This window comes from Cupriavidus necator A5-1, assembly GCF_000744095.1.
GTDB lineage: Bacteria > Pseudomonadota > Gammaproteobacteria > Burkholderiales > Burkholderiaceae > Cupriavidus > Cupriavidus necator_A.
In genome coordinates this window covers 2508511-2529355 of sequence record NZ_JQLI01000001.1, presented here as the reverse complement: position 1 = coordinate 2529355, position 20845 = coordinate 2508511, and the positions used below count along the sequence as shown (strand labels likewise).

At 67.1% G+C, this 20845-nt stretch carries 22 protein-coding genes; 16 read left to right on the top strand and 6 right to left on the bottom strand.

The features are described from left to right. The first annotated feature begins 47 nt into the window (after positions 1-47). The 4 genes from K307_RS11185 to K307_RS11170 all read left to right on the top strand — a co-directional run bounded on the left by K307_RS11185 (position 48) and on the right by K307_RS11170 (position 5177). On the top strand, positions 48-2210 hold the full coding sequence (locus K307_RS11185; protein ID WP_042878233.1) for a phosphocholine-specific phospholipase C: 2163 nt from the start codon (positions 48-50) through the stop codon (positions 2208-2210). Between the two features lie 148 nt (positions 2211-2358). Then, the gene (locus tag K307_RS11180; RefSeq protein WP_042878231.1) at positions 2359-3246 is read left to right on the top strand and encodes a LysR substrate-binding domain-containing protein; all 888 of its coding nucleotides are present in this window, start codon (positions 2359-2361) and stop codon (positions 3244-3246) included. A gap of 135 nt (positions 3247-3381) precedes the next feature. After that, positions 3382-4407, top strand: a complete 1026-nt coding sequence (locus tag K307_RS11175; protein ID WP_042878230.1) for a M14 family zinc carboxypeptidase — start codon at positions 3382-3384, stop codon at positions 4405-4407. 17 nt (positions 4408-4424) lie between these two features. Continuing rightward, positions 4425-5177: an alpha/beta fold hydrolase gene (locus tag K307_RS11170; protein ID WP_042881827.1), complete on the top strand. Its 753-nt coding sequence runs from the start codon at positions 4425-4427 to the stop codon at positions 5175-5177. Here the strand turns inward: K307_RS11170 and K307_RS11165 are convergent. The 4 genes from K307_RS11165 to K307_RS11150 form a co-directional block, all read right to left on the bottom strand. Continuing rightward, entirely contained in the window at positions 5163-5750 is a 588-nt protein-coding gene (locus tag K307_RS11165) for a TetR/AcrR family transcriptional regulator (RefSeq protein WP_042878229.1), read from the bottom strand. The genes K307_RS11170 and K307_RS11165 overlap by 15 nt on opposite strands. A gap of 207 nt (positions 5751-5957) precedes the next feature. Beyond that, positions 5958-6545, bottom strand: coding sequence for a hypothetical protein (locus K307_RS11160; protein WP_042878227.1), 588 nt, complete (start codon positions 6543-6545; stop codon positions 5958-5960). Between the two features lie 409 nt (positions 6546-6954). After that, entirely contained in the window at positions 6955-7521 is a 567-nt protein-coding gene (locus K307_RS11155) for a TetR/AcrR family transcriptional regulator (RefSeq protein WP_042878224.1), read from the bottom strand. Between the two features lie 265 nt (positions 7522-7786). Then, positions 7787-8410 (bottom strand): hypothetical protein, encoded by a 624-nt coding sequence (locus K307_RS11150; protein WP_042878222.1) that lies wholly within the window; start codon positions 8408-8410, stop codon positions 7787-7789. 381 nt (positions 8411-8791) lie between these two features. On the opposite strand from K307_RS11150, the gene K307_RS11145 reads away from it, so the two are divergent. The 5 genes from K307_RS11145 (at position 8792) to K307_RS11125 (ending at position 11971) form a co-directional block, all read left to right on the top strand. After that, entirely contained in the window at positions 8792-9769 is a 978-nt protein-coding gene (locus K307_RS11145; RefSeq protein ID WP_080744987.1) for an alpha/beta hydrolase, read from the top strand. Positions 9770-9981: 212 nt separating this feature from the next. Continuing rightward, positions 9982-10281 (top strand): hypothetical protein, encoded by a 300-nt coding sequence (locus K307_RS11140; protein ID WP_042878220.1) that lies wholly within the window; start codon positions 9982-9984, stop codon positions 10279-10281. A 156-nt stretch (positions 10282-10437) separates the two neighbouring features. Next, entirely contained in the window at positions 10438-11130 is a 693-nt protein-coding gene (locus K307_RS11135) for an alpha/beta hydrolase (RefSeq protein WP_042878218.1), read from the top strand. 67 nt (positions 11131-11197) lie between these two features. Then, entirely contained in the window at positions 11198-11566 is a 369-nt protein-coding gene (locus K307_RS11130; RefSeq protein WP_042878217.1) for a hypothetical protein, read from the top strand. 246 nt (positions 11567-11812) lie between these two features. Next, positions 11813-11971 (top strand): hypothetical protein, encoded by a 159-nt coding sequence (locus K307_RS11125; protein WP_196251598.1) that lies wholly within the window; start codon positions 11813-11815, stop codon positions 11969-11971. A gap of 174 nt (positions 11972-12145) precedes the next feature. On the opposite strand, the gene K307_RS11120 is transcribed toward K307_RS11125, so the two are convergent. Beyond that, entirely contained in the window at positions 12146-13273 is a 1128-nt protein-coding gene (locus tag K307_RS11120; RefSeq protein WP_042878215.1) for an AGE family epimerase/isomerase, read from the bottom strand. 198 nt (positions 13274-13471) lie between these two features. Between K307_RS11120 and K307_RS11115 the strand changes: the two genes are divergently transcribed. The 3 genes from K307_RS11115 to K307_RS11105 all read left to right on the top strand — a co-directional run bounded on the left by K307_RS11115 (position 13472) and on the right by K307_RS11105 (position 14567). After that, the gene (locus K307_RS11115; protein ID WP_042878214.1) at positions 13472-13720 is read left to right on the top strand and encodes a hypothetical protein; all 249 of its coding nucleotides are present in this window, start codon (positions 13472-13474) and stop codon (positions 13718-13720) included. A 253-nt stretch (positions 13721-13973) separates the two neighbouring features. Further along, positions 13974-14258 (top strand): hypothetical protein, encoded by a 285-nt coding sequence (locus tag K307_RS11110; protein WP_042878213.1) that lies wholly within the window; start codon positions 13974-13976, stop codon positions 14256-14258. A 36-nt stretch (positions 14259-14294) separates the two neighbouring features. Continuing rightward, positions 14295-14567, top strand: coding sequence for a hypothetical protein (locus K307_RS11105; protein WP_042878212.1), 273 nt, complete (start codon positions 14295-14297; stop codon positions 14565-14567). Positions 14568-14589: 22 nt separating this feature from the next. On the opposite strand, the gene K307_RS11100 is transcribed toward K307_RS11105, so the two are convergent. Then, the gene (locus tag K307_RS11100) at positions 14590-16224 is read right to left on the bottom strand and encodes an acyl-CoA synthetase (RefSeq protein WP_042878211.1); all 1635 of its coding nucleotides are present in this window, start codon (positions 16222-16224) and stop codon (positions 14590-14592) included. A gap of 286 nt (positions 16225-16510) precedes the next feature. On the opposite strand from K307_RS11100, the gene K307_RS11095 reads away from it, so the two are divergent. The 4 genes from K307_RS11095 (at position 16511) to K307_RS11080 (ending at position 20845) form a co-directional block, all read left to right on the top strand. Further along, complete coding sequence (locus tag K307_RS11095) at positions 16511-17215, top strand: Crp/Fnr family transcriptional regulator (RefSeq protein ID WP_042878210.1); 705 nt, start codon at positions 16511-16513, stop codon at positions 17213-17215. Positions 17216-17378: 163 nt separating this feature from the next. Beyond that, positions 17379-18023: a hypothetical protein gene (locus tag K307_RS11090; RefSeq protein WP_042878209.1), complete on the top strand. Its 645-nt coding sequence runs from the start codon at positions 17379-17381 to the stop codon at positions 18021-18023. A 342-nt stretch (positions 18024-18365) separates the two neighbouring features. After that, entirely contained in the window at positions 18366-19001 is a 636-nt protein-coding gene (locus K307_RS11085; RefSeq protein WP_042878208.1) for a response regulator transcription factor, read from the top strand. Beyond that, a complete protein-coding gene (locus tag K307_RS11080) occupies positions 18998-20845 on the top strand; it encodes a hybrid sensor histidine kinase/response regulator (protein ID WP_051974814.1) in 1848 nt (615 codons plus the stop codon). Before K307_RS11085 ends, K307_RS11080 begins: the two co-directional genes overlap by 4 nt.

Here is a 20845-nt window from a genome sequence, read left to right as displayed (position 1 = left end):
GGCCCGGCCTGTCTTCCCTTCCCGAACAAACACCCGGCACAGAATCCATGAACCCCCAAAGCAGACGCAATTTCCTCAAGCTCGCCGGCGGCAGCACCGCTGCCGCCGCCGCGCTGGCCGCCTTTCCGCCCGCCATCCGCCGTGCGCTGGCGATCCCGGCCAATAACGCCACCGGCACCATCCGCGATGTCGAGCACGTCGTCATCCTCATGCAGGAGAACCGCTCGTTCGACAACTACTTCGGCACGCTGCGCGGCGTGCGAGGCTTTGGCGACCGCTTCCCGATCCCGCTGGCGGGCGGCCTGAACGTCTTGCAGCAAACCTATATCAACGGCGGCACCAGCCGCACCGTGCTGCCCTATCACCTCGACAGCAGCACCGGCAACGCGCAGCGCGTCAGCGGCACGCCGCACTCCTACCCCGATGCGCAGAACGCGTGGGACCTGGGCCGCATGAACAAGTGGCCGACCTACAAGCAGACCCAGTCGATGGGCTACTACACCGAGGCCGAGCTCGACTTCCAGGTGGCGCTGGCCAATGCCTTCACGCTGTGTGATGCCTACCACTGCAGCTTCCATGGCGGCACCAACCCCAACCGCCTGTTCCACTGGACCGGCACCAACGACCCTGGTGGCGCCAACGGCGGCCCGGTGATCGACAACAGCGGCGATTCGTTCACGGGCTCGGCCCCGCCTTATACCTGGAAGACCTACCCGGAACGGCTGGACACGGCCGGCGTGAACTGGAAGGTCTACCAGAACATGCCGGACAACTTCACCGACAACCCCCTCGCGGGTTTCAAGCAATACCGCGACGCCAACGCCGCGCGCGGCAACCAGGCCAACGGCAGCCCCTACCCGCCGTACACCAGCGCCGACGATGCCATCAGCCCGCTGCTCAAGGGCGTGGCCAACACCATGCCCGACGGCGGCTTCCTGCAGGCGCTGCGCGACGATGTGGCCGCCGGCAAGCTGCCGCAGGTGTCGTGGATCGTGGCGCCGGCCACGTACTCGGAGCACCCCGGGCCGTCGAGCCCGGTGCAGGGCGCGTGGTACACGCAGGAGGTACTCAATGCGCTGACCGCCAACCCCGCGGTCTGGAGCAAGACCGTGCTGCTGATCAACTTCGACGAGAACGACGGCTTCTTCGACCACGTGCCGCCGCCGTGCGCACCGGCCTGGGACAACGACACGCTGGCCGGCGCCACCACGCTCGCCCCGGAAGACGTCGCGCCCGAGTACCACGTCGACAAGCATCCCTACGGCCCCGGCCCGCGCGTGCCGATGTACGTGGTGTCGCCGTGGAGCCGCGGCGGCTGGGTCAACTCGCAGGTGTTCGACCACACCTCGGTGCTGCGCTTCCTGGAAGCCCGCTTCGGCGTGGCCGAGCCCAATATCAGCGGCTTCCGCCGCGCGGTGGCAGGCGACCTGACCTCGGCCTTCAACTTCGTCAGCCCGAACGCCAACCCGCTGCCCTCGCTGCCGAATCGCGACAAGGTCAGCGCCGACGCGATCCGCACCGCGCAGGGCGTGCTGCCGCAGGTGGCGCTGCCCGCGGCGGACAGCCAGCAGATGCCGCAACAGGACACCGGCACGCGTCCGTCGCGCGCCCTGCCCTATGAGCTGCATGTCAGCGCGCGGGAAGACGCCCGCGACAGTCGCGGGCTGTGGCTGCTGTTCGCCAATACCGGCACGGCCGCGGCAGTGTTCCACGTCTACGACCGCCTGCACCTGGACCGCGTGCCGCGTCGCTACCTGGTCGAGCCGGGCAAGGAACTGCATGGCAGCTGGGATGTGTTCTCGGCCGACAGCGGCAAGTACGACCTGTGGGTGCTCGGCCCCAACGGCTTCCATCGCGCCTTCAGCGGCGACGTGGCCGCGGTCACGGCAGCCGGTGCCGCGCCGGAGATCCGCGTCTGCTACGACATCGCCAACGCGGCCGTGTACCTGACGATGATCAATACCGGCAGCGCTGCCTGCACCTTCACGGTACAGCCCAATGCCTACCGCGATGACGGCCCGTGGACCTTCGAGATCCCGGCCGGCAAGCAGCTCGACCAGCACTGGCCGGTGGGCCGGCAGGGCAACTGGTACGACTTCACCGTGACCGCCACGCAGGGTGGCCACGGTGCCTTTATGCGGCGCTTTGGCGGCCGCATCGAAACCGGCAGGGACAGCGTGTCGGACCCGGCGATGGGTGTGATCGACTGACGTCCCGCGCCTTCCGGTGCGCAGTGCTGCGCCCGCTCCGGCCCATCGCGGCCGCGGCGGGCGTAGCCGTTTTGTCATATTGGCCCGCTAGACTGCGCGGTCGTCCGGACCTGTCCGGTCCACTACCCCCACAACCCTGCGGATGACCATGCTTGGCGACCTGCTGATGACCTTTTTCGAAGTCGCGCGCCAGGGCAGCATCACCATGGCTGCCCGGCAGCTGCGCGTCAGCCAGCCTACGGTGACCGGCCGCATCCGCCAGCTCGAAGAGACCTACGGCGTGGAGCTGTTCCACCGCCGCGCCAGCCGGGTCGACCTGAGCGACGTGGGCGTGGCGCTGATGCCGATGGTCGAGCAGCTGATGCAGCAGGAAGGCCATGCCGACTACCTGCTGCGCAACGCCGGCAACCTGCGTTTTGGCAACCTGCGCATCGGCGCTACGGGACCCTACTACATCCTGCGCGCGGTGGCGGCGTTCCGGCAGCGCTACCCGGCCATCGACGTCAGCCTGGACACTGGAAACTCGCAGCAGATGCTGGAAGCGCTGTTCGAGTACCGCATCGATGCAGCGGTGTCCTCGCACCCGGTCGACGACGAGCGCCTGGCGCGCATCCGGCTGGCGTCGGATCCGATGGTGCTGGTGGTCCATCCGGACCATGCGCTGGCGGGGCTGACCCGGGTCGAACTGCCGCAGCTGCGCGGCTGCCACCTGCTGGTGCGCGAGCATGGCTCGATGACGCGCAAGGCCACCGAGGATGCGCTGGCCGCCTGCGGGCAGGAACTGCCGCCGCACACGGTGATCGGCAGCCGCGAGGCGATCTACGAAGCGATCCGGCTGGGCCTGGGCGCCAGCGTGGTACCGCTGGGCGAAGTGCCGCGCGACCCGCTGCTGCGCGTGGTGCCGTTAGCCCACGGTGCGCCGGTACTCCATGAATACCTCTATTGCCTGAAAAGCCGGCGCGACACACGGCTCGTCGGCGCGTTCGTGGAATGCGTGGCGCTGGCCGAGCCGGCCACCGAGGCGCAGGCCGCCTGAAGACCCGCGCATGCGCAAAGCGCCGATGCCGCTATCGGAAATCTTGCTGCGATCATCACTGCGTGGTCACCGCGCGGCGCCAGGCTTGCCGGCTTCGGCTGGCGCGGACGCCGCATTGCCACTAACCTGAACTGCATGATCGCGCGCGCCGCCGGCTTTCCTGAGTATGACCAGCTGCTGTCCTTGCTAGACGCCGGCAGCCATGTGCTGGATACCCGCGTGATCTGCGAAACCACGGTCCAGGGCCATCGCTTCGCCGTGCATGTGGCCACGCTCGGCAGCCGCGATCCGGCAGCGCCCGCGATCGGCATATTTGGCGGCATCCACGGGCTCGAACGCATTGGCACGCAGCTGGTGCTGGACTACCTGCGCTCGCTGCTGTGCCGAATGGCGTGGGATGAACTGCTGCACCGCGAGCTGCAGGCGGTGCGGCTGGTGTTCATGCCGATCGTCAACCCGGGCGGGATGTGGGCCGGCACCCGCGCCAACCCCAACGGCGTCGACCTGATGCGCAACGGGCCGCAGGACGCCGATGCGCACGTGCCCTTCCTCGCCGGCGGGCAGCGTATCGGCGCCTGGCTGCCGTGGTACCGCGGCCCGGCCGGCGCGCCGATGGAAGTGGAAAGCCGCGCACTGCTGCGCGTGGTGCAGGAAGAACTGCTGCCGCGCCCGCTCAGCTTTGCGGTCGACTGCCACTCCGGCTACGGCTGGCGCGACAGCATCTGGTTCCCATACGCGCGCACGCGCCGGCCGATGGCGCACCTGGCCGAGATGTACCTGCTCAAGACGCTGTTCGAGCAGGCCCATCCGCACCACGGCTATACCTTCGAGCCACAAAGCCACCAGTACCTGCTGCACGGCGACCTGTGGGACCATGCCTACGACCTGGCGCAGCCGGGCAACCTGTTCCTGCCGATGACGCTGGAACTGGGCTCGTGGCTGTGGATCAAGAAGAACCCGCGCCAGCTGTTCTCGCGCGAAGGCATCTTCAATCCGATCAAGGCGCACCGCACCGCGCGCGTGCTGCGCCGGCACGTCAGCCTGTTCGACTTCCTGGGCCGGGTCGCGTTTGCGCCCGAACGGTGGCGGCCGCGCGGCGCGCAGCGCGAACAGCTGGAGCAGCAGGCGCGCGCACACTGGCAGAAGGAGCCGCCGCGATGAACGCGATGGGCCGATCCATGGGTCGATGGGTATTCCTGAGGGGACTGACGCGGGAATCGCGCCATTGGGGGACGTTGCCGACGCAATGGGAAGCGGCCGGGCTTGGGCGTCCGCTGCTACCGGACCTGCCGGGCAACGGGGCACTGTCGGCGCAGCCGGCGCCCTGGGGTGTGCGGGAAATGGTTGGCGCGGTGCGGCGCCAGTTGCCGGATGCCAGTGCGCACGGGCCCTACCGCGTGCTGGCAATGTCGCTCGGCGCGATGGTCGCAACCGAGTGGGCGGGCATGCATCCGGAGGAAGTCGGCGCGCTGGTGCTGGTCAATACCAGCATGCGGCCGTTCTGCACGCCGGCACAGCGGCTGCGCCCGCGCAACTGGGGCAAGCTGCTGCGCGTGGCGCAGCGCTGGCACGACCGCGAACTCTGCGAGCGCACCATCCACGCCATCACCTGTGCGCGCGCCGATACGCTGGCGGGCGATATCGACGCGTGGAAGGCCATCGCCGCCGATGCGCCGGTCAGCCGGCAGTCGGCGCTGGCGCAACTGCTGGCTGCGGCACGCTATCGCGCGCCCGCTAGCGCGCCTCGCTGCAAGGTACTGCTGGTTGCGTCCGCAGCCGATCGCCTGGTCGATCCGATGTGTTCCACACGCATCGCGCAGGCCTGGGGCGCGCCGCTGCTGACACACCACTGGGCCGGCCACGACCTGCCCCACGACGATCCGCAGTGGCTGTGCGACGCCGCGGCCCGGGTCATGCTAGGCGTCGGCTAAGGCCTGCTCGACCGGCATGGTGCTGGTCAACAGCGACGCGGCGGCATCAAGCCGCTCCGCCGAGCCGAACAACCGCGCACTGATCAGGCCGGTCTGCAACGCGCCATACACCGCTTGTGCCAGTTGCGGCGCCGGTTCCAGGTACGGCGTCTCGCGCTGTGCCGCGGCGCGCTCGAACAAGTGTGCCAGCCATTGTTCGTTGAAGCGGACGTAGTCCTGCATCACCGCGCGTACCGCCTCGGGCAGCGCCAGCACGTCCGCCGATAGCATCGCGACCAGGCAGGCCTGGTCAGTGCCGGCGCCCGCACGCAGTGGCGCCAGGTACTGCCGCGCCTGTTCCGCCGGGGGCAGGCTGGTGTCGATGGCGCCCAGGCGCCCCTGCATGCGCGTGCTGTACTCGCGCACCGCTTCCAGCACCAGGTCGTCCTTGGACGGGAAGTAATAGTGGATGCTGGAGGTCTTTACCCCGACCAGTTCGGCCAGGTCGCGGTAGCTGAAGCCGTTGAAACCCCGACGCCGGATCAGCACCAGCGCATGTTCAATCAGCTGCTCGCGTACGGATCGGGTTTTCATGGGACCAGCTCCTCGTCTTGCCGCCGGCAATTCAGGCCGGCAGCGTTTGTGCGATCAGCGTAATGAGGGACCCGCTTACAAGGCAAAGCCCTACCCATCCGCCCAAGATCAGCGCAGTGTCAAGCCAACGCACGATCAACTCCTTGAGTCGGGCCGCATGCTGGCGGCCTGGCAGATTCAGATGGCCGGCACCAGGCCGGCCGGCTCTCACGCGATGGCGCCGTCGGTGTACGGGTCAATGCTGCGGCCCGGTTCCGACGACACGCCGCTGCGGTCCAGGCCTGCAACCGTGCGGGCACCGTCGGTGTACGGGTCAGCCTTGCCGACACGTGCGCCATCGGTGTACGGGTCGAAGCTGCGGGCCGGTTGGGAGGACACGCCGCTGCGGTCCAGGCCTGCCACCGTGCGCGCGCCGTCGGTGTACGGGTCAGCCTTGCCGACACGTGCGCCATCGGTGTACGGGTCGAAGCTGCGGGCCGGTTGCGAGGACACGCCGCTGCGATCCAGGCCTGCAACCGTGCGCGCGCCGTCCGTGTACGGATCGGGCTTGCCGACGCGTGCGCCTTCGGTGAACGGGTCGAAGTTGCCGGTACGGGCGCCTTCGGTGAAGGGGTCGAAATTGCCGGTGCGGGCACCGTCGGTGAAGGCATCGGCCTTGCCGACGCGGAATTCATAGCCGTACTTGTCGCCGGTGAAGGTGCTGTCCTTCACGCCGGCGGCGTTGGCCACGCCACCAGCAAAGGCGCCAGCAAGGGTGGCGGCGGTGATCAGGGTCTTGGCGAACTTGGCATTCATGATGGGCTCCTGGGGGCGATGTTGTGAATCGCGTCAATCGGTATCAGTGGCTGTGGCAGTCGCTTTCTTCATTCCGCATCTACTAGTAGATAGATAACCGGTCCTGAAAAAATGACCTCCTTCGGTCATGCAATGGGATCGTCGCTAAGCCGCGCTTTGTTGCTGCTTGGTGGCGCTGCGGCGCTTCCATGCCCTGAATACTATCTACTACTAGGTAGATAGTCAAGGAAAAAGTTTTCTATCGACCTGATAGGGAACGCAGTCTCCCTGCCATGTCTTTGTTTTTATTGCATTAGTTGAGGAACGAGAAGCTGCGGCCGCGAGCCGGGATCGCGCCTGATAAAAAAGCCGCCATGCAGCGTAAGCCACATGGCGGCTTTGAGCGCGCCACTGATATGCGCGAAAAAACTCAGCCGGACACGGCCGCCATCAAAGTATCGGCCGCGGCCTCGACCCGATCGGAAGTCCCGAACAGCCGCGCCGCGATCAGCCCGCTCTGCAGCGAGCCGAACACCACTTGCGCCAGGCGCGGCGGCGGCACCGGGAAAGGCGCGCTGCGCTGCGGTTGCGCGCGTTCCAGCAAGCCGGCCAGCCACTGCTCGTTGAGCAGGTAGAAACCCTGCAGCAGCTTGTGCACGGATTCAGGCAGGCACAGCGTCTCGGTGGACAGCATGCCGCACAGGCAGATCTGGTCCGAACCGCAGCTGGCGCGGAACGGCGCCAGGTAGATCGCCGCCTGTTCGGTAACTGGCAAGGTGGTGTCGATGGAGCGCATGCGCTCGGACATGCGCGCGCTGTACTCCTTCACCGCCTCCAGGACCAGGTCGTCCTTGCTGGGGAAGTAATAGTGGATGCTGGACGTCTTGACCCCGACCAGTTCCGCCAGGTCGCGGTAGCTGAAGCCGTTGAAGCCACGGCGTCGGATCAGGACCAGCGTGTGCTCGAGCAGTTGCTCGCGTACGGATTGCGTTTTCATGAAAACAGTTTATCTACGCGAAGATAGACGCTCAAGTCGAAATGCCCCGAGGCTCGGGTAATTCCCTAGCAATCGGGGCATGTGCTTTAGCCAGGCAGGACCTGCGCGGCGAAGGTGATCATCGAGCCACTCGTCACGCAAAGCACAAGCCATCCGCCAAGGAGCAGGATGCTGTCACGCAAACTCATGATGGACTCCATCGGGCAGCGCTCACTGGGAGCGCCACCGTAAAGGGTTGGGCCGCCGGCCTCAGGGCCGGAAGCGATCAGGCCAGGGCACCGTCGGTGTACGGGTCAGCCTTGCCTACGCGTGCACCGTCGGTGTACGGGTCGAAGCTGCGGGCCGGTTGCGACGACACGCCGCTGCGGTCCAGGCCAGCCACGGTGCGGGCGCCGTCGGTGTACGGGTCACCCTTGCCAACACGCGCACCGTCGGTGTACGGGTCGAAGCTGCGGCTCGGCTGCGACGACACGCCGCTGCGGTCCAATCCAGCCACGGCGCGGAAGCCGTCGGTGTAGGGATCGGTCTTGCTCACGCGTGCGCCATCGGTGTACGGGTCAATGCTGCGGCCCGGTTGCGACGACACGCTGCTGCGGTCCAGGCCTGCAACGGTGCGGGCGCCGTCGGTGTACGGATCGAACTTGCCAACGCGCGCGCCTTCCGTGAACGGATCGAACTTGCCGGCGCGGGCGCCTTCCGTGAACGGGTCGAACTGGCCGGTACGGGCACCTTCGGTAAATGCATCGGTCTTGCCGACGCGGAACTGGTAACCGTACTTGTCACCGGCGAAGGTGCTGTCCTGCACACCCGAGGCTTGCGCGACACCGCCGGCAAACGCGACGGCAAGGGTGGCGGCGGTGATCAGGGTCTTGGCGAACTTGGCATTCATGGTGGGCTCCTGGATGACGATGTTTCGGGATCGCGTCAATTCGGTATCAGTGGCTTCCAGCAGGTCGCTTTTCAGGCTCGCATCTACTAGTAGATAGACGTTCGGGGCTAAAAAAAGACCACCTTGCGGTAATGCAATGGGATCGCCACTTATCCGCCCGTTCTTGCTTGCTGCTGGCGGTGCAGCGGTTCCATGGACTGAATGCTATCTACTACTAGGTAGAGAGTCAAGGAAAAAGTTTTCTATCGGTGTGATAGCGGCCGACTAAATGTACGGCGTCACTCCGCATAAACCGGCTACAGATGCTCGGGATGAACTTTCCTTCACCCGCGCGCCCGCGGCCTGCTAGCCTGAAGAGAAGCCGTTCTCGCCCAACCGCTCATGTCCGCAGGCCAGCGACCAGAATCGCCCCCGCCCGGCTCCTCCGCGCACCGCTGGCTTGCCGCCGCCGCGGGGGTCGCACTCGCGACCGGCGTTGCGCGGCATCTACTGTTTCGTGCGCTGGAACGCAAAGCATTTGTCACACCGACGGATGAGACATTGCCTGCTATCGCGCCGGCCGCGCCGAAGGCAATCGCGCGGCATACCACGTTCGCCAGCGGCAAGCGCGTGTTGCACGCCTCGTTCATGCCCGCCGCCGATCCCGCGGCGCCCGCACTGATGGTGTGCCACGGCGACAACGAATGCCTGGCTGACTGGCTGCCGGTGCAAACCATGCTGGCCGCAGCGGGCATCGCCTCTTATGTGTTCGACTACAGCGGCTACGGACGCAGCAGCGGCCGGCCGAGCGTGCGCCATCTGCGCGAGGATGCGCTCACCGCTTACCAGCATTTTGTTGCGGCTACGCCCGCTGCGAAGCGGCGCGTCGTGCTGGGCCATTCATTGGGCTCCGGCATCCTGCTCGACGTGGCGTGGCGCTTCGATCCGCAGCCCGATGGCTATGTGATTGCCGCCGGCTTCAGTTCGGCGCGACTGGCCGCGGTGCAGACCGGGCGCGTGCCGGGATGGGCCTCATGGCTATTGCCCGATCCGTGGAACAACGCCGCGCGCGCGAGCCGGCTGGCGCGTCCGCTGCTGGTGGTGCACAGCCGTGACGATGCGGTCATTGCCCCGCGCCATGCGGAGCGCCTCGCCAGCGCAGCCAGGCAGTTGCATGCCTTGGTGATGCTGGACGCGATGCCACATGACGCAGCGATCCTGCCGGACCATATCGGGGCATTCTGGGCGCCGATCCTGCGCTTCGTGCATGCGCAAGAGCGCGACGAAAAACAAGCGGAAGACGTGGATGTGGAAGTCGACGCAGGCGAGACGATCGGAACAGGAAAGATAAGCGCGAAGGCAACCGCGAAAACGCTTTGACCCCGGCCGGCTGCCGATGCAGCCGGCAGACCCGGGGCAGGGTCCGACCCTCGGCGGACAATCTACCGCAGACTTCCGCCTGCATCAATCATCCTTGTGGGCGAGGCGCCACGGCCATGCGACTCAAGGGTCTTTTTCCAATTTCTTGTCTATATTGGACCTCGTGGCACAAGCATCGCAATTTCGCCATTGACAGCACTGGAGGTACTGCCATGCGTTGGCTTGCAAACTTGTTCAGTCCGCCGACCCCGGAAAAAATCGCCGAAAGGGAACTGCAGGACATGAGGCTGACGCTGTTCCAGGCCGAACGGCGCTTGCTCGAAGCACAGATGCAAGTCGCCTACTACCGTGACATGGTGGCGTTCCTGGAGGACGTCTCCGCCAAGGGCGTCGAAGACGTCGTCGACAAGCGCCGCGCCGCCCTGTCCACCACGCTGGAGTTGCCGGCTGCCGCGCAGCCTGCGCGCGCACCGGGCCTCACCACCGTCCCTATCGTTCCATCCGCGGCCTGACGCTGGTCCTGCCTTCGGACGGCAACGCCCATGGCCCCGGGCTAACGCCGGGGCATGGGCGGGCATAAAGCGAAGCGGGCCCCGACCTGTGCGATACTCGCGCTGCCTGCCGCCCCGGCGGCGTGCACGCACAACTGTCACACAGGATCCGGCCATATGAGCGAACTGCTGCCCGCAATCGAAACCGAAACCGCGCCCAATCCCGGCTGCGCCGTGATCTGGATGCACGGACTGGGCGCCGACGGCAGCGATTTCGCGCCGGTCGTGCCCGAGCTGCGCCTGCCTGCATCGCCCGGCGTGCGCTTTATCTTCCCGCACGCGCCGGCCATGCCCGTGACCTGCAACGGCGGCTACGTCATGCCGGCCTGGTATGACATTTATTCCCTGGATGAATCCGGCCGCCGCGCTGATGAAGCCGGCATCCGCGCCTCGTGCGAGGCCGTCCGCGCGCTGATCGCGCGCGAGAATGCGCGTGGCATTCCGTGCAGCCGCATCGTGCTGGCCGGTTTTTCGCAAGGCGGCGCGATTGCGTACACGGCCGGGCTGACGCATCCCGAGCGCCTGGCCGGTATCGTTGCGCTGTCGACCTACATCCCTGCGCCCGATGCGCTCGCGGCCGAGGCCACGGAGGCCAATGCCGCTACACCTGTCTTTGCCGCCCATGGCACGCAGGACGATGTGGTGCCGCTGCGGCTGGGCACCGCCGCACGGGATTTCGTACAGGCGCGGCAGCATCCCGTCACGTGGCAGACCTACCCGATGGGGCATGCAGTCTGCCTGGAAGAAATCATGGCCATCGGCGCATGGCTGGCCGAGCGCTTCGCGCAAGCCGAGGCTAGCCAGGTCTGAACCCCAACCCACACCCTGACAAGATGGTCGCCGGCCAGCGCGCCGCGCACCGCACCACGCCGTACGCATGACTCTCGCCCCGCTGCCCAGGATCGATTTCAATACCCGCAAGGCACTACTGTTTGCGCTGGCCGCCGAACGGCTGTCGGCCTTCTACGAACACCGGCAATGGATGACCGATGCCCAGGGCGCGACGCTGGCCGGCGAATGGCTGTCGCGCTCGAAGCTGCAGTTGCCGCTGTCGGAGCGGCGCCTGCTGTCCGAGCTGAGCGACCAGTTTGCGCGGCAACTGGCCGACACGCTGTCGCGCGAAGCCGGCCTATACGCCGCGCACGAAATGATGGAAGCGCTCGATCCCAACTACCAGTCCGCCTTTGCGCATGACATGCTCGACGAATGCGAGCGGCTGCTGCGCGAGCACGGTGTGGCGGAATAGCGGAAATCGCGGAAATCGCGGGGATCGCGGGGATCGCGGTGATCGCGGGGATCGCGGGAATAGCCAGAATCGCGAAAATCGCTGGAATAGCGGGAACCGGCCGGCAGGCCATGGCGTTTGCAAAGATTGACAATCGCTTTGCACACTGGCGCTTACACTGCGCGCACTGATGACGCCCCCTTTTTCTGCACCATGGAACGCAAGCACTGTCTGGCCTGGATTGCGCTGAGCATGATTGCAGCGGCCTTGCTGACGCTGCTGTGCCTGATCCTGAATGACCACACTGAAACGCAGGCCGAGAGAAAGGTCCGGCAAATGGCCGGCCGCGTGAATGCGAATACGGTCTCGCAGCCGGCGCATCCACCTCAGCGCTTGCCGCAAGCGGTCAGCACCGCGCCGCGCTGACACGGCACCGGCCGGGATGCGCCCCGGGCCCGAACTTCAAAACGACGACCAGGTAGTTAAGAAGAAAAACGCTACGGGTCGGAGCGCGGGCTTGAGTTTAGTCGCTGCCCCCGGCGGCGATTGCAATGAATTGATAAGGGTTACGGCCCCCATGCCGTGGCACATGGCCCTCTGTCAGCCGCCCTGCCCTGGCCAATTCACGCCTGCCAGCGCTGCCAGTGCGCAGTAGGACGTGGCCAGGTGGTAAGGCGAGGTCGACGGCATTTCCGCGCGCACCACGTCGCCCGAGGGCGCCAGGCATTCGTGCCAGCCCTGCGCATGCAGGAAGCGGCCGCGAAACTGCTGCGCCCAGGTCTCCAGCGTGGCCAGTGACTGCGGTTCGCCATGCAGCGCCAGCGCGCGCGCGTATTCGGTTTGCGCCCAGATGCGCTGCGTGCCGTCGAGCAGTGCGCCGCCCGCGTCCAGCGCGGCGCTGACGCCCAGCGTATCCGCCGCCACGCCGTGCTGCTGCGCGAATGCAAAGGCCTGGCGCAGCGCACCGTCCAGCGGCAGGTCATCGAACAGGTCCTGCCGCGCCGCCACCAGCGAAAACCACTCGAACTGATGTCCCGGCTCGATGCGGTTGTCGGCGCTGCCCTGCGGCAATTCCGCGATGCAGCCGCTGGCCGGATCGACAAAGCGTTCATGCACGGCCATCGCGATCTCGCGCAGGCGTTCGGCATACCATTCGTCGCCGGTCGCATCCAGCGCCGCCAGGTAGGCCTCGGTCAGGTGCATCACCGGGTTCTGCAGCACCCCGGCGCCCTTCGGGCGGAAGTGCTCGGTCAGCGCGGCATGGTAGAGGCCCTGGCCATCGGCAAAGCGGTCCTCGACGATGTCGACGGTTTCATCGAGCACCTCGAGCGCATCGGGATTGCCGCGCCGCGCATGATAGTTCGCGCAGGCAAAGATCACGAAGGCATGGGTATAGAGGTCGCGCGTGACATCGAGCGGCGCGCCGCCCGCATCGACGCTATAGCTCCAACTCCCTTCCCCATTGCCGAAGTACGCCTGCAGCGAGCCGAACAGCGTATCGGCATGCGCATGCTGCCCCGCCAGCGAAAACACATAGAGCTGGCGGGCGCAGGCCATGGCGCGGTAGCGCGCCGCCGGCAGCGGCGCGGCGGTGGCGCCGTCGAGCGCCTCATAGGGCAGCAACAGGTCGGCGTTCCAGCCGCTGGCAGTCCAGAGCGGCAGGACCGTGGCGTCGTAGTGTGCCGTCAGGGCGGCGACCCGTTCTTTCAGCTGAGGCGAAATGGGCATGTTCGGAGCATGGTCGGTCACGAAAAGCGGCGCCGCGTGGCGCCACGGCGCAGAAGATACTGGAATTAGCGCGGCGGGGAAAGCCGCCGCTGCGGCCTGCGCCGTATCTTGCCATGCTACGGCGGCAAAACTGTCATGGCATTGGCGCCGCGCAATTGCTAGCATCAATGCGTCCCACCCTGCCAATGGGAGGCACCCATGTCGAACCTGCCCCTGACGCTCACCGATGAGCACCGCACGCTGGTGCTCCATGTCCTGGAAGACCCGCCCGGCCAGTACACCTGGCGCATCATCATGGAAGAGCGCTGCGGCGCCGCCGACGCCGATTGCACCGTCGAGGCCACTTCCAGCTACGCCTCACAGGCCGAGGCCGAAGCCGCCTGCTGGGCTGCCGGCAACCAGATGCTGGACGGCCCGCGCGCCGCGGGCGAAGCGCGCACCACCTGAACTGCCGCCTAGGCGTCGCATACCCGGCTTGATGCTGCGCCGCACTTTGCGCGGCGCGGCACATGTTCTAGTCTGAAATCGCGGCAGTGGCAACGCGGGCTGAGCATTGCCCGCGATTCTCCTTCCGGCCACTCCGGCGCATTGCCGGGGGCATCCCTGCCACCTGCCTGTCATATTCCTGGCCTTAACTGACCTGGTCGCCCTCAACGCGCTCTCGACAAAGGCGCGGCGGGCGAGGCCGCAGGAGCATGCAATGGATAAGCCGGTCGTGACTCCGCAGCGCTTCGTCGAGTTGATGAACGAGCGCCTGAGCAAGCATCCCCTCTTCCAGGAGGGCATGCGCGTCTATGCCATCCCGCAGCATACCGACCATCCGCGCAGCCTGGTCTGCGTGGGGCCGCGCGGCACGGAATGCGTATGCGCCACCATTGAAAACATCGTCCGGGGCGAGTGTGACGTATTCCCGGATATCAGCCAGGAGTGGCACCGCCACCGCAGCCCCAGCGAGCGCAGTCCGGGCGAGTTCCGGGCGCGCTGAGCTATTTTGGCTGCGGCCTGTTGCCAAGTGCTGCCAATGCCCAGCGGATGGCATGACCAGAACGTGACGTACCGCGGCCACCGGATCCATGTCGTGGCGCTGCGCTATGGCGGGCAAAGCGACGGCTGGTGGACGCTGCGCGCCGAGATCTGGCACCACGGCAACAAGCTGACGCTGCCGTGCCCGGCGGCGCAGACCCGCTTTGGCTGCGCCGCTGACGCGTCGCGCGCCGGCATCGCGTGGGGACGCGAGGCCATTGATGCGCGCATCGCGGGACAGCACGATGCCGAAGAAGCGATGCAGCACTAGCGGCGGCATCGCTCCAGTCCGTTCAGACGTCGATCGCCGACCCTGACTTCACCTTGCGGCGCAGCTCGAACTTCTGGATCTTGCCCGTCGAGGTCTTGGGCAAGGGCCCGAAATACACCGCCTTGGGCACCTTGAAGCCCGCCAGCAGCGTGCGGCAATGCGCGATCAATTCTTCCGCGCTGACGCTGGCGCCTTCCTTCAGCTCGACAAACGCGCACGGCGTCTCGCCCCACTTCGCATCGGGTTGCGCCACCACCGCTGCCGCGAGCACCGCGGGGTGCCGGTAGAGCGCGTCTTCCACCTCCACGCTGGAGATGTTCTCGCCGCCGGAGATGATGATGTCCTTGCTGCGGTCCTTGATCTTGATATAGCCGTCGGGCATGCGCACGCCCAGGTCGCCGGTATGGAACCAGCCGCCGGCAAAAGCTTCACGCGTGGCCTTTTCGTTCTTCAGGTAGCCCTTCATGCAGATGTTGCCGCGGAACATGATCTCGCCGATGGTTTCGCCATCGGCGGGCACGGGCTGCATCGAATCGGGATCGAGCACTGCCACCTGCGACTGCAGGTGGTAGCGCACGCCCTGGCGCGCCTTCTTGACCGCGCGGTCCTGCTCGGACAGCGTGCTCCAGTCATCCTGCTCGGCGCAGACCGCGGCCGGGCCATAGACTTCAGTCAGGCCGTAGACGTGGGTCAGTTCGAACCCCATCGCTTCCATCTGCGCGAGCACCGCGGCCGGCGGCGGCGCGCCGGCAACCATGCCGCGGACCGGGCCGCGCACGCCTTCGCGCCACGCGGCAGGCGCGTTGACCAGCGCGGTATGCACGATCGGCGCGGCGCAATAGTGCGTCACGCCTTCATCGCGCATCAGGTCGAACACCAGCTTTGGTTCGAACTTGCGCAGGCACACGTTGATGCCCGCGCGCGCCGCGATGGTCCATGGGAAGCACCAGCCGTTGCAGTGGAACATCGGCAGCGTCCACAGGTAGACCGGGTGCTTGGGCAGGTCCCATTCAAGGATATTGGACACGGCGTTGATGGCCGCGCCGCGGTGATGGTAGACCACGCCCTTGGGGTCGCCGGTGGTGCCGGAGGTGTAGTTCAGCGCGATAGCGTCCCACTCGTCGGCCGGCATTTGCCACGTGTACCCGGGATCGCCGGAGGCAAGGAAAGACTCGTAGTCGGTGGTGCCGAACGGCTCTGCCTGCGGGCCCAGCGTGTCATGCACGGCAATCACCTTGAGGCCCGGGATCTCCAGCGCCATCTGCCGCGCCAGGTCGGCGAACTCGGTATCGGCCAGCAGCACGCGCGCCTCGCCATGGCGCAGCATGAACACCAGGTTGGCGGCATCGAGCCGGATATTGAGCGCGTTGAGCACCGCGCCCGCCATCGGCACGCCGAAGTGCGCCTCCACCATCGCCGGTGTGTTGGGCAGCAGCGCGGCCACGGTATCGCCCTTGCCGACGCCGGCACCCGCCAGCGCGCTGGCCAGTCGGCGTGCGCGCGCATACGTGTCGCGCCAGTTCTGGCGCAGCGGTCCGTGCACGATGGCCAAGCGCTCGCCATATACCTCGGCGGCGCGGACCAGAAAGTCGATGGGCGTGAGCGGCACGAAGTTGGCCGCATTGCGGGCCAGGCCGCTGTCGAAATCGGTGGGCATGACGGGTGTCTCCGTTGGTCTGGCGGCGCTGGCGGCGGCGTGCCGTGCCAGTCGTCGCTCAGGGTGTCATTGCGCTGCGGTACTGCAGCGCTGGCCGGGGCGGCTGTGATGTGGGCGTCTTGCGGCGCTGTCACTTTTTCTGGCACAAGGCTATCATCGCACACGCCGGCGCACTGTCGCCCAGACGACAAACCGCCCGCAAACCCGCGCCAGTCAAGGCTTACACGATTCTTACAAGGATGCTGCCCGTACCGCTCGCGTCCATGCCGCTAAAGTCTTCCCTGCCATGAGCGCACCCGCAGACCCGCCCCTCGCGCCGACATCGATCCTGGCCGGCCACGCGTGGTTCGGCGCCCTGTCGCCGGCACACCAGGCGCTGGCCGCGCGCGAAACCGTGCTGCAGTCCTTTGCGGCCGGCGCCTTCATCGCGCGGCGCGGCGAGCCCTCGCGCCACTGGATCGGCGTGGACAGCGGCCTGATCAAGCTGGCGGTCTATACGCCCGACGGGCGCGGCTGCACCTTCTCCGGCGTGCCGGCCGGCGGGTGGTGCGGCGAAGGCAGCGTGATCAAGCGTGAGCACCGTCGCTACGACGTGATCGCGATCCGCGATTCGCAAGTGCTGCTGGTGCCGGAGCCGGTGTTCAATACACTGCTGGCGCAGAGCCTCCCGTTCGCGAGCTTTGTCGTGCGCCAGCTCAACGAGCGCATGGGCCAGTTCATCGCCACCGTGCAGAACGACCGGCTGCTGGGCGCCGATGCGCGCGTGGCGCAGGCCATCGCGCAGCTGTTCCACCCGGACCTGTATCCGCGCACCAGCCCCGTGCTGGAGTTGTCTCAGGAAGAGATCGGCCTGCTCACCGGCCTGTCGCGGCAACGGGTCAACCAGGCGCTGCGGCGGCTGGCCGATGCGGGCATGGTCCACCTGTCCTACCAGAGTATCCGCGTGACCGACCTGCCGCGGCTGCGTCACTTCGGCTTGTCCGACCTATAGCGACCTAAGCGATCTGTCGCTCGCTGTAGTGCCAGCGTCACCGCCACCACGCGCAACTGTCAACCGGACGACATTGACGGCCTTGCGCGACCCGTAGAATCCTGCGACAGTTACCGGCCGCGCCCCCCGGGCGCGTCCGCCAAGCTTCCGGGTTGTGTTCTGCATGCCGCTTGTCAGCCGTCACCACGTCCGTTTTGCCCGCCTGCGCTTTCCGTTCGCCGTGCACGTCCAGGCGCTGCACGGCACGGCCAGCCTGCGCGACGCCAACGCGCGGCGCGAGGTGCGGCCCGGCGACCCGTTCGTGGTCCACGCCTTCGCCCACTTCGACTGCGACCTGCCCGGCACCTGGCAGCAGCCCTGCGCCATCGTGCTGACTGCCGTGCCCGACAGCGACTGTCCACGCCTGATTGGCAAGCCCGGCGACAAGCCATGGTCACGCGCTCTGGCCGAGCTGGTCTTCGCCCGCCCCGATACCGACTGGAACGCCGAACGCCTGGCCACGCACTGGCAGGTACCGGCGCGCCTGGTGCGCGCACGGCTGTTTGCCGAGGGCGAGGCGCTACACCCGCTGGTGCGCGAGCAACGCGCCGCGCATGCGCTGCACGCGCTCGCCACCGCTGCCGGCCCGGTGCCATCGCTCGACCTGCTGGCCGGGCATGCCGGCCTGCGCTCCCGCGCGGCGCTGGCGCGCGCGTGGCAAAACTGGTTCGGCATCGATGCGGCGCGGCTGGTGGAGGACTGCAGCACGGGCAGCCGGACGCCACCGCCTGCCGGTCCTTGGCCGCGGCTGTTGCGGGCTGCCGCTTAGCGCGCCAACACGTCAGGGATCGCTCCACGACATGCCGGTCAATCGCCCATAGCCTGCTGCGCGGGCTTTTTCTCGCCCCGTCGCCAAGCCACAGACAAAAAAATACCCACAGCCGGGTGGTAGTGGGTAACGAAAAGTGGTGCGGACACGTCGCGGAACTGTCCACGACACGAATCTTCGCATCGCATCGCCGCGCGGCAAATAATCTTTCCGGACTAGTCGCGCTGACGCACCTGGTGCATGGACAAGGGCGCCAGATTCTTGTCCAATGTCTTTCCCTGCACTCCTGCCGGGACCGGGAGCCTCCCAGCACCGCCTCCCCCGGTGACCCGTCCCCAAGCCATGCCCCGAGCCCGACTGCTGCTGATCGACGACCACACCCTGTTCCGTACCGGACTGCGCCTGGTGCTGGCCGACAGCCCCAGCGTCGAACACATCATCGAGGCCGGCTCCGTGATGCAAGCCGTGCAGGACCATGGCGGCGCCGCGGTCGACATCGTGCTGCTGGATATCCAGATGCCTGGCCTGAACGGCATCGAGGGCGTCAAGGTGCTGCGCCGGCATTTCGCCACGGCGCGCATCCTGATTGTGTCGGGCACGTCGGGCCTGGAGACGATTCCGGCCGAGGTGCGGCGCGAGATTGCAGGCTTCCTGCCCAAGTCGGCCGATGCGCGCGAAATCGAGGAAGCGATTGCCTGTTGCCTGTCGGGCGGCACCCATTTCTCCGGCGATGCCGATGCCGGTATCAATCCCGCGCCCGCTCCCTACGCCACCAGCACGCTGACGCCGCGCCAGCTCGAAGTGCTGCACCAGCTCACGCTTGGCCGCTCGAACAAGGTCATCGCCTACCACATGGGCCTGTCCGAAAACACCGTGCGCGTCCACGTCGCCGCAATCCTGGGCCACCTTGGCGTAGTCAGCCGAGTGGAAGCCATCCTCGAGGCCCAGCGCCGCGGGCTGGTGCAGGCGGCGCGATGATCGCGCACACCGGCGCAGACAAGGGCGCGACGCAACCGGGCCGGCTGCGCCTGCTGCCCCGCTTCGATGAGCCGCGCCTGCTGGCCGCGCAGATGGCGCTGATCGACCAGAGCTTTGGCATCGCCATGCTGGGTTGCTCGCTGGCCGCCTTTATCTTGGCGGCGGGCCTGACGCTGAGCGGCGAGCGCCCGGGCGCCCTGCCCTGGGCCTGTGCGATGGGCCTGGCCTGCGCGGTGGCATACTTCGGACGGCTGAGGTTGCCCGGGCGTTTGACCGAAGCCGGCGCGGCGCGCTATGCGCGCGGCATGACGGCGATGCTGGCGCTGATCGGCGCACTGTGGGGGCTGGTGGCGTGGCTGTACCTGGACGTGCGCCTGCCCGCCGTGGTGATCTGCGTGCTGTCACTGATCGCCGGCATGAGTGCCGCCGCGCTGGCGGTGTTCTCGGCGTGCCTGCCAGTGGCGATCGGCTTCTTTATCCCGTCGATCGTGCCGGTGTGGATGGTGTTTCTGGCCACCGGTGACATCGAGTACCTGCCGATGTTCCTGGGCACGCCCCTGTACCTGTTCGTGCTGATGGTGTTCGCGCGCAACTACTCGCACGTGGCGCGGCATTCGATCGCGCTACGTTTCGAGAACGTAGAGCTGATCTCGCAGCTGCGCGATCAGACCGCTCGCGCCGAGGCGGCGCAGCACGCGGCCGAGGAAGCCAGCCGGGCCAAGTCGGTGTTCCTGGCATCCGCCAGCCACGACCTGCGCCAGCCGCTGCACGCGATGGGGCTGTTCCTGGTGTCGCTCGGGCGCACCGGGCTGGACGAGCGCCAGCGCCAGCTGGTGGCGCATATCGAAGCCTCATCCGGCGCCGCGCGCGAGATGCTGAACTCGCTGCTGGACTTCTCCAAGCTGGAAGCCGGCGTGATCACGCCCCGGCCGCGCTCGTTTCGCCTGCAGCCGCTGCTGCACAAGCTCGAGAACGAGTTCGCCCCGCAGGCCGATGCGCGCGGGCTGGTCTACCGCACGCGCGATACCACCGCCACGCTGTACGGCGACCCAACGCTGGTCGAGCTGGTGCTGCGCAACCTGATCGCCAATGCCATCCGCTATACGCAGCAAGGCGGCGTGCTGGTCGCCTGTCGCAAGCGCCGGCTGCATGCCGTGATCGAAGTGTGGGACACGGGCATCGGCATTCCCGTGGCCCAGCACCGCGACATCTTTCGGGAATTCCACCAGCTCGGCAATCCCGAGCGCGACCAGCGCAAAGGGTTGGGACTGGGCCTTGCGATCGTCGACGGTCTGGTGCGCACCATGCACACGCGAGTGACGCTCGGCTCGCGGCCGGGACACGGCTCGGTGTTCCGCTTCAACATGCCGCAGGCATGGAGCACGCCGGAAGATGCCCCGCGCCCGCTGGCATCGCGCGGGCTGGACGGGCTGCGCGTGCTGGTCATCGACGACGATGTGGCGATCTGCACGGCGATGTCAGAGCTCCTCGCCATATGGCAATGCGAATGCCGCACGGCCGAATCCGAGGAGGATGCGCTGCGGGCACTGGTGACTTTCACACCGGGACTGATCCTGGCGGATTACCGCCTGCGCGGCCACCGCACGGGCCAGGAAGCGCTGGACGCGATCCGCCAGCGGCTAGGCTGGCACGTGCCGGCGATCCTGATCACGGGGGATACTGCGGCAGACCGGTTGCGCACCGCGCACGCGGCCGGGACGGCACTGCTGCACAAGCCCGTGGAACCACAGGAACTGCTGCAAGCCATCGACGCGCTGCTGCGCCAAACGTCTGCACAGGGCGAAGACAGCCTCGGCCGTCAGGCGCCGGCCGAGGCAGAATGA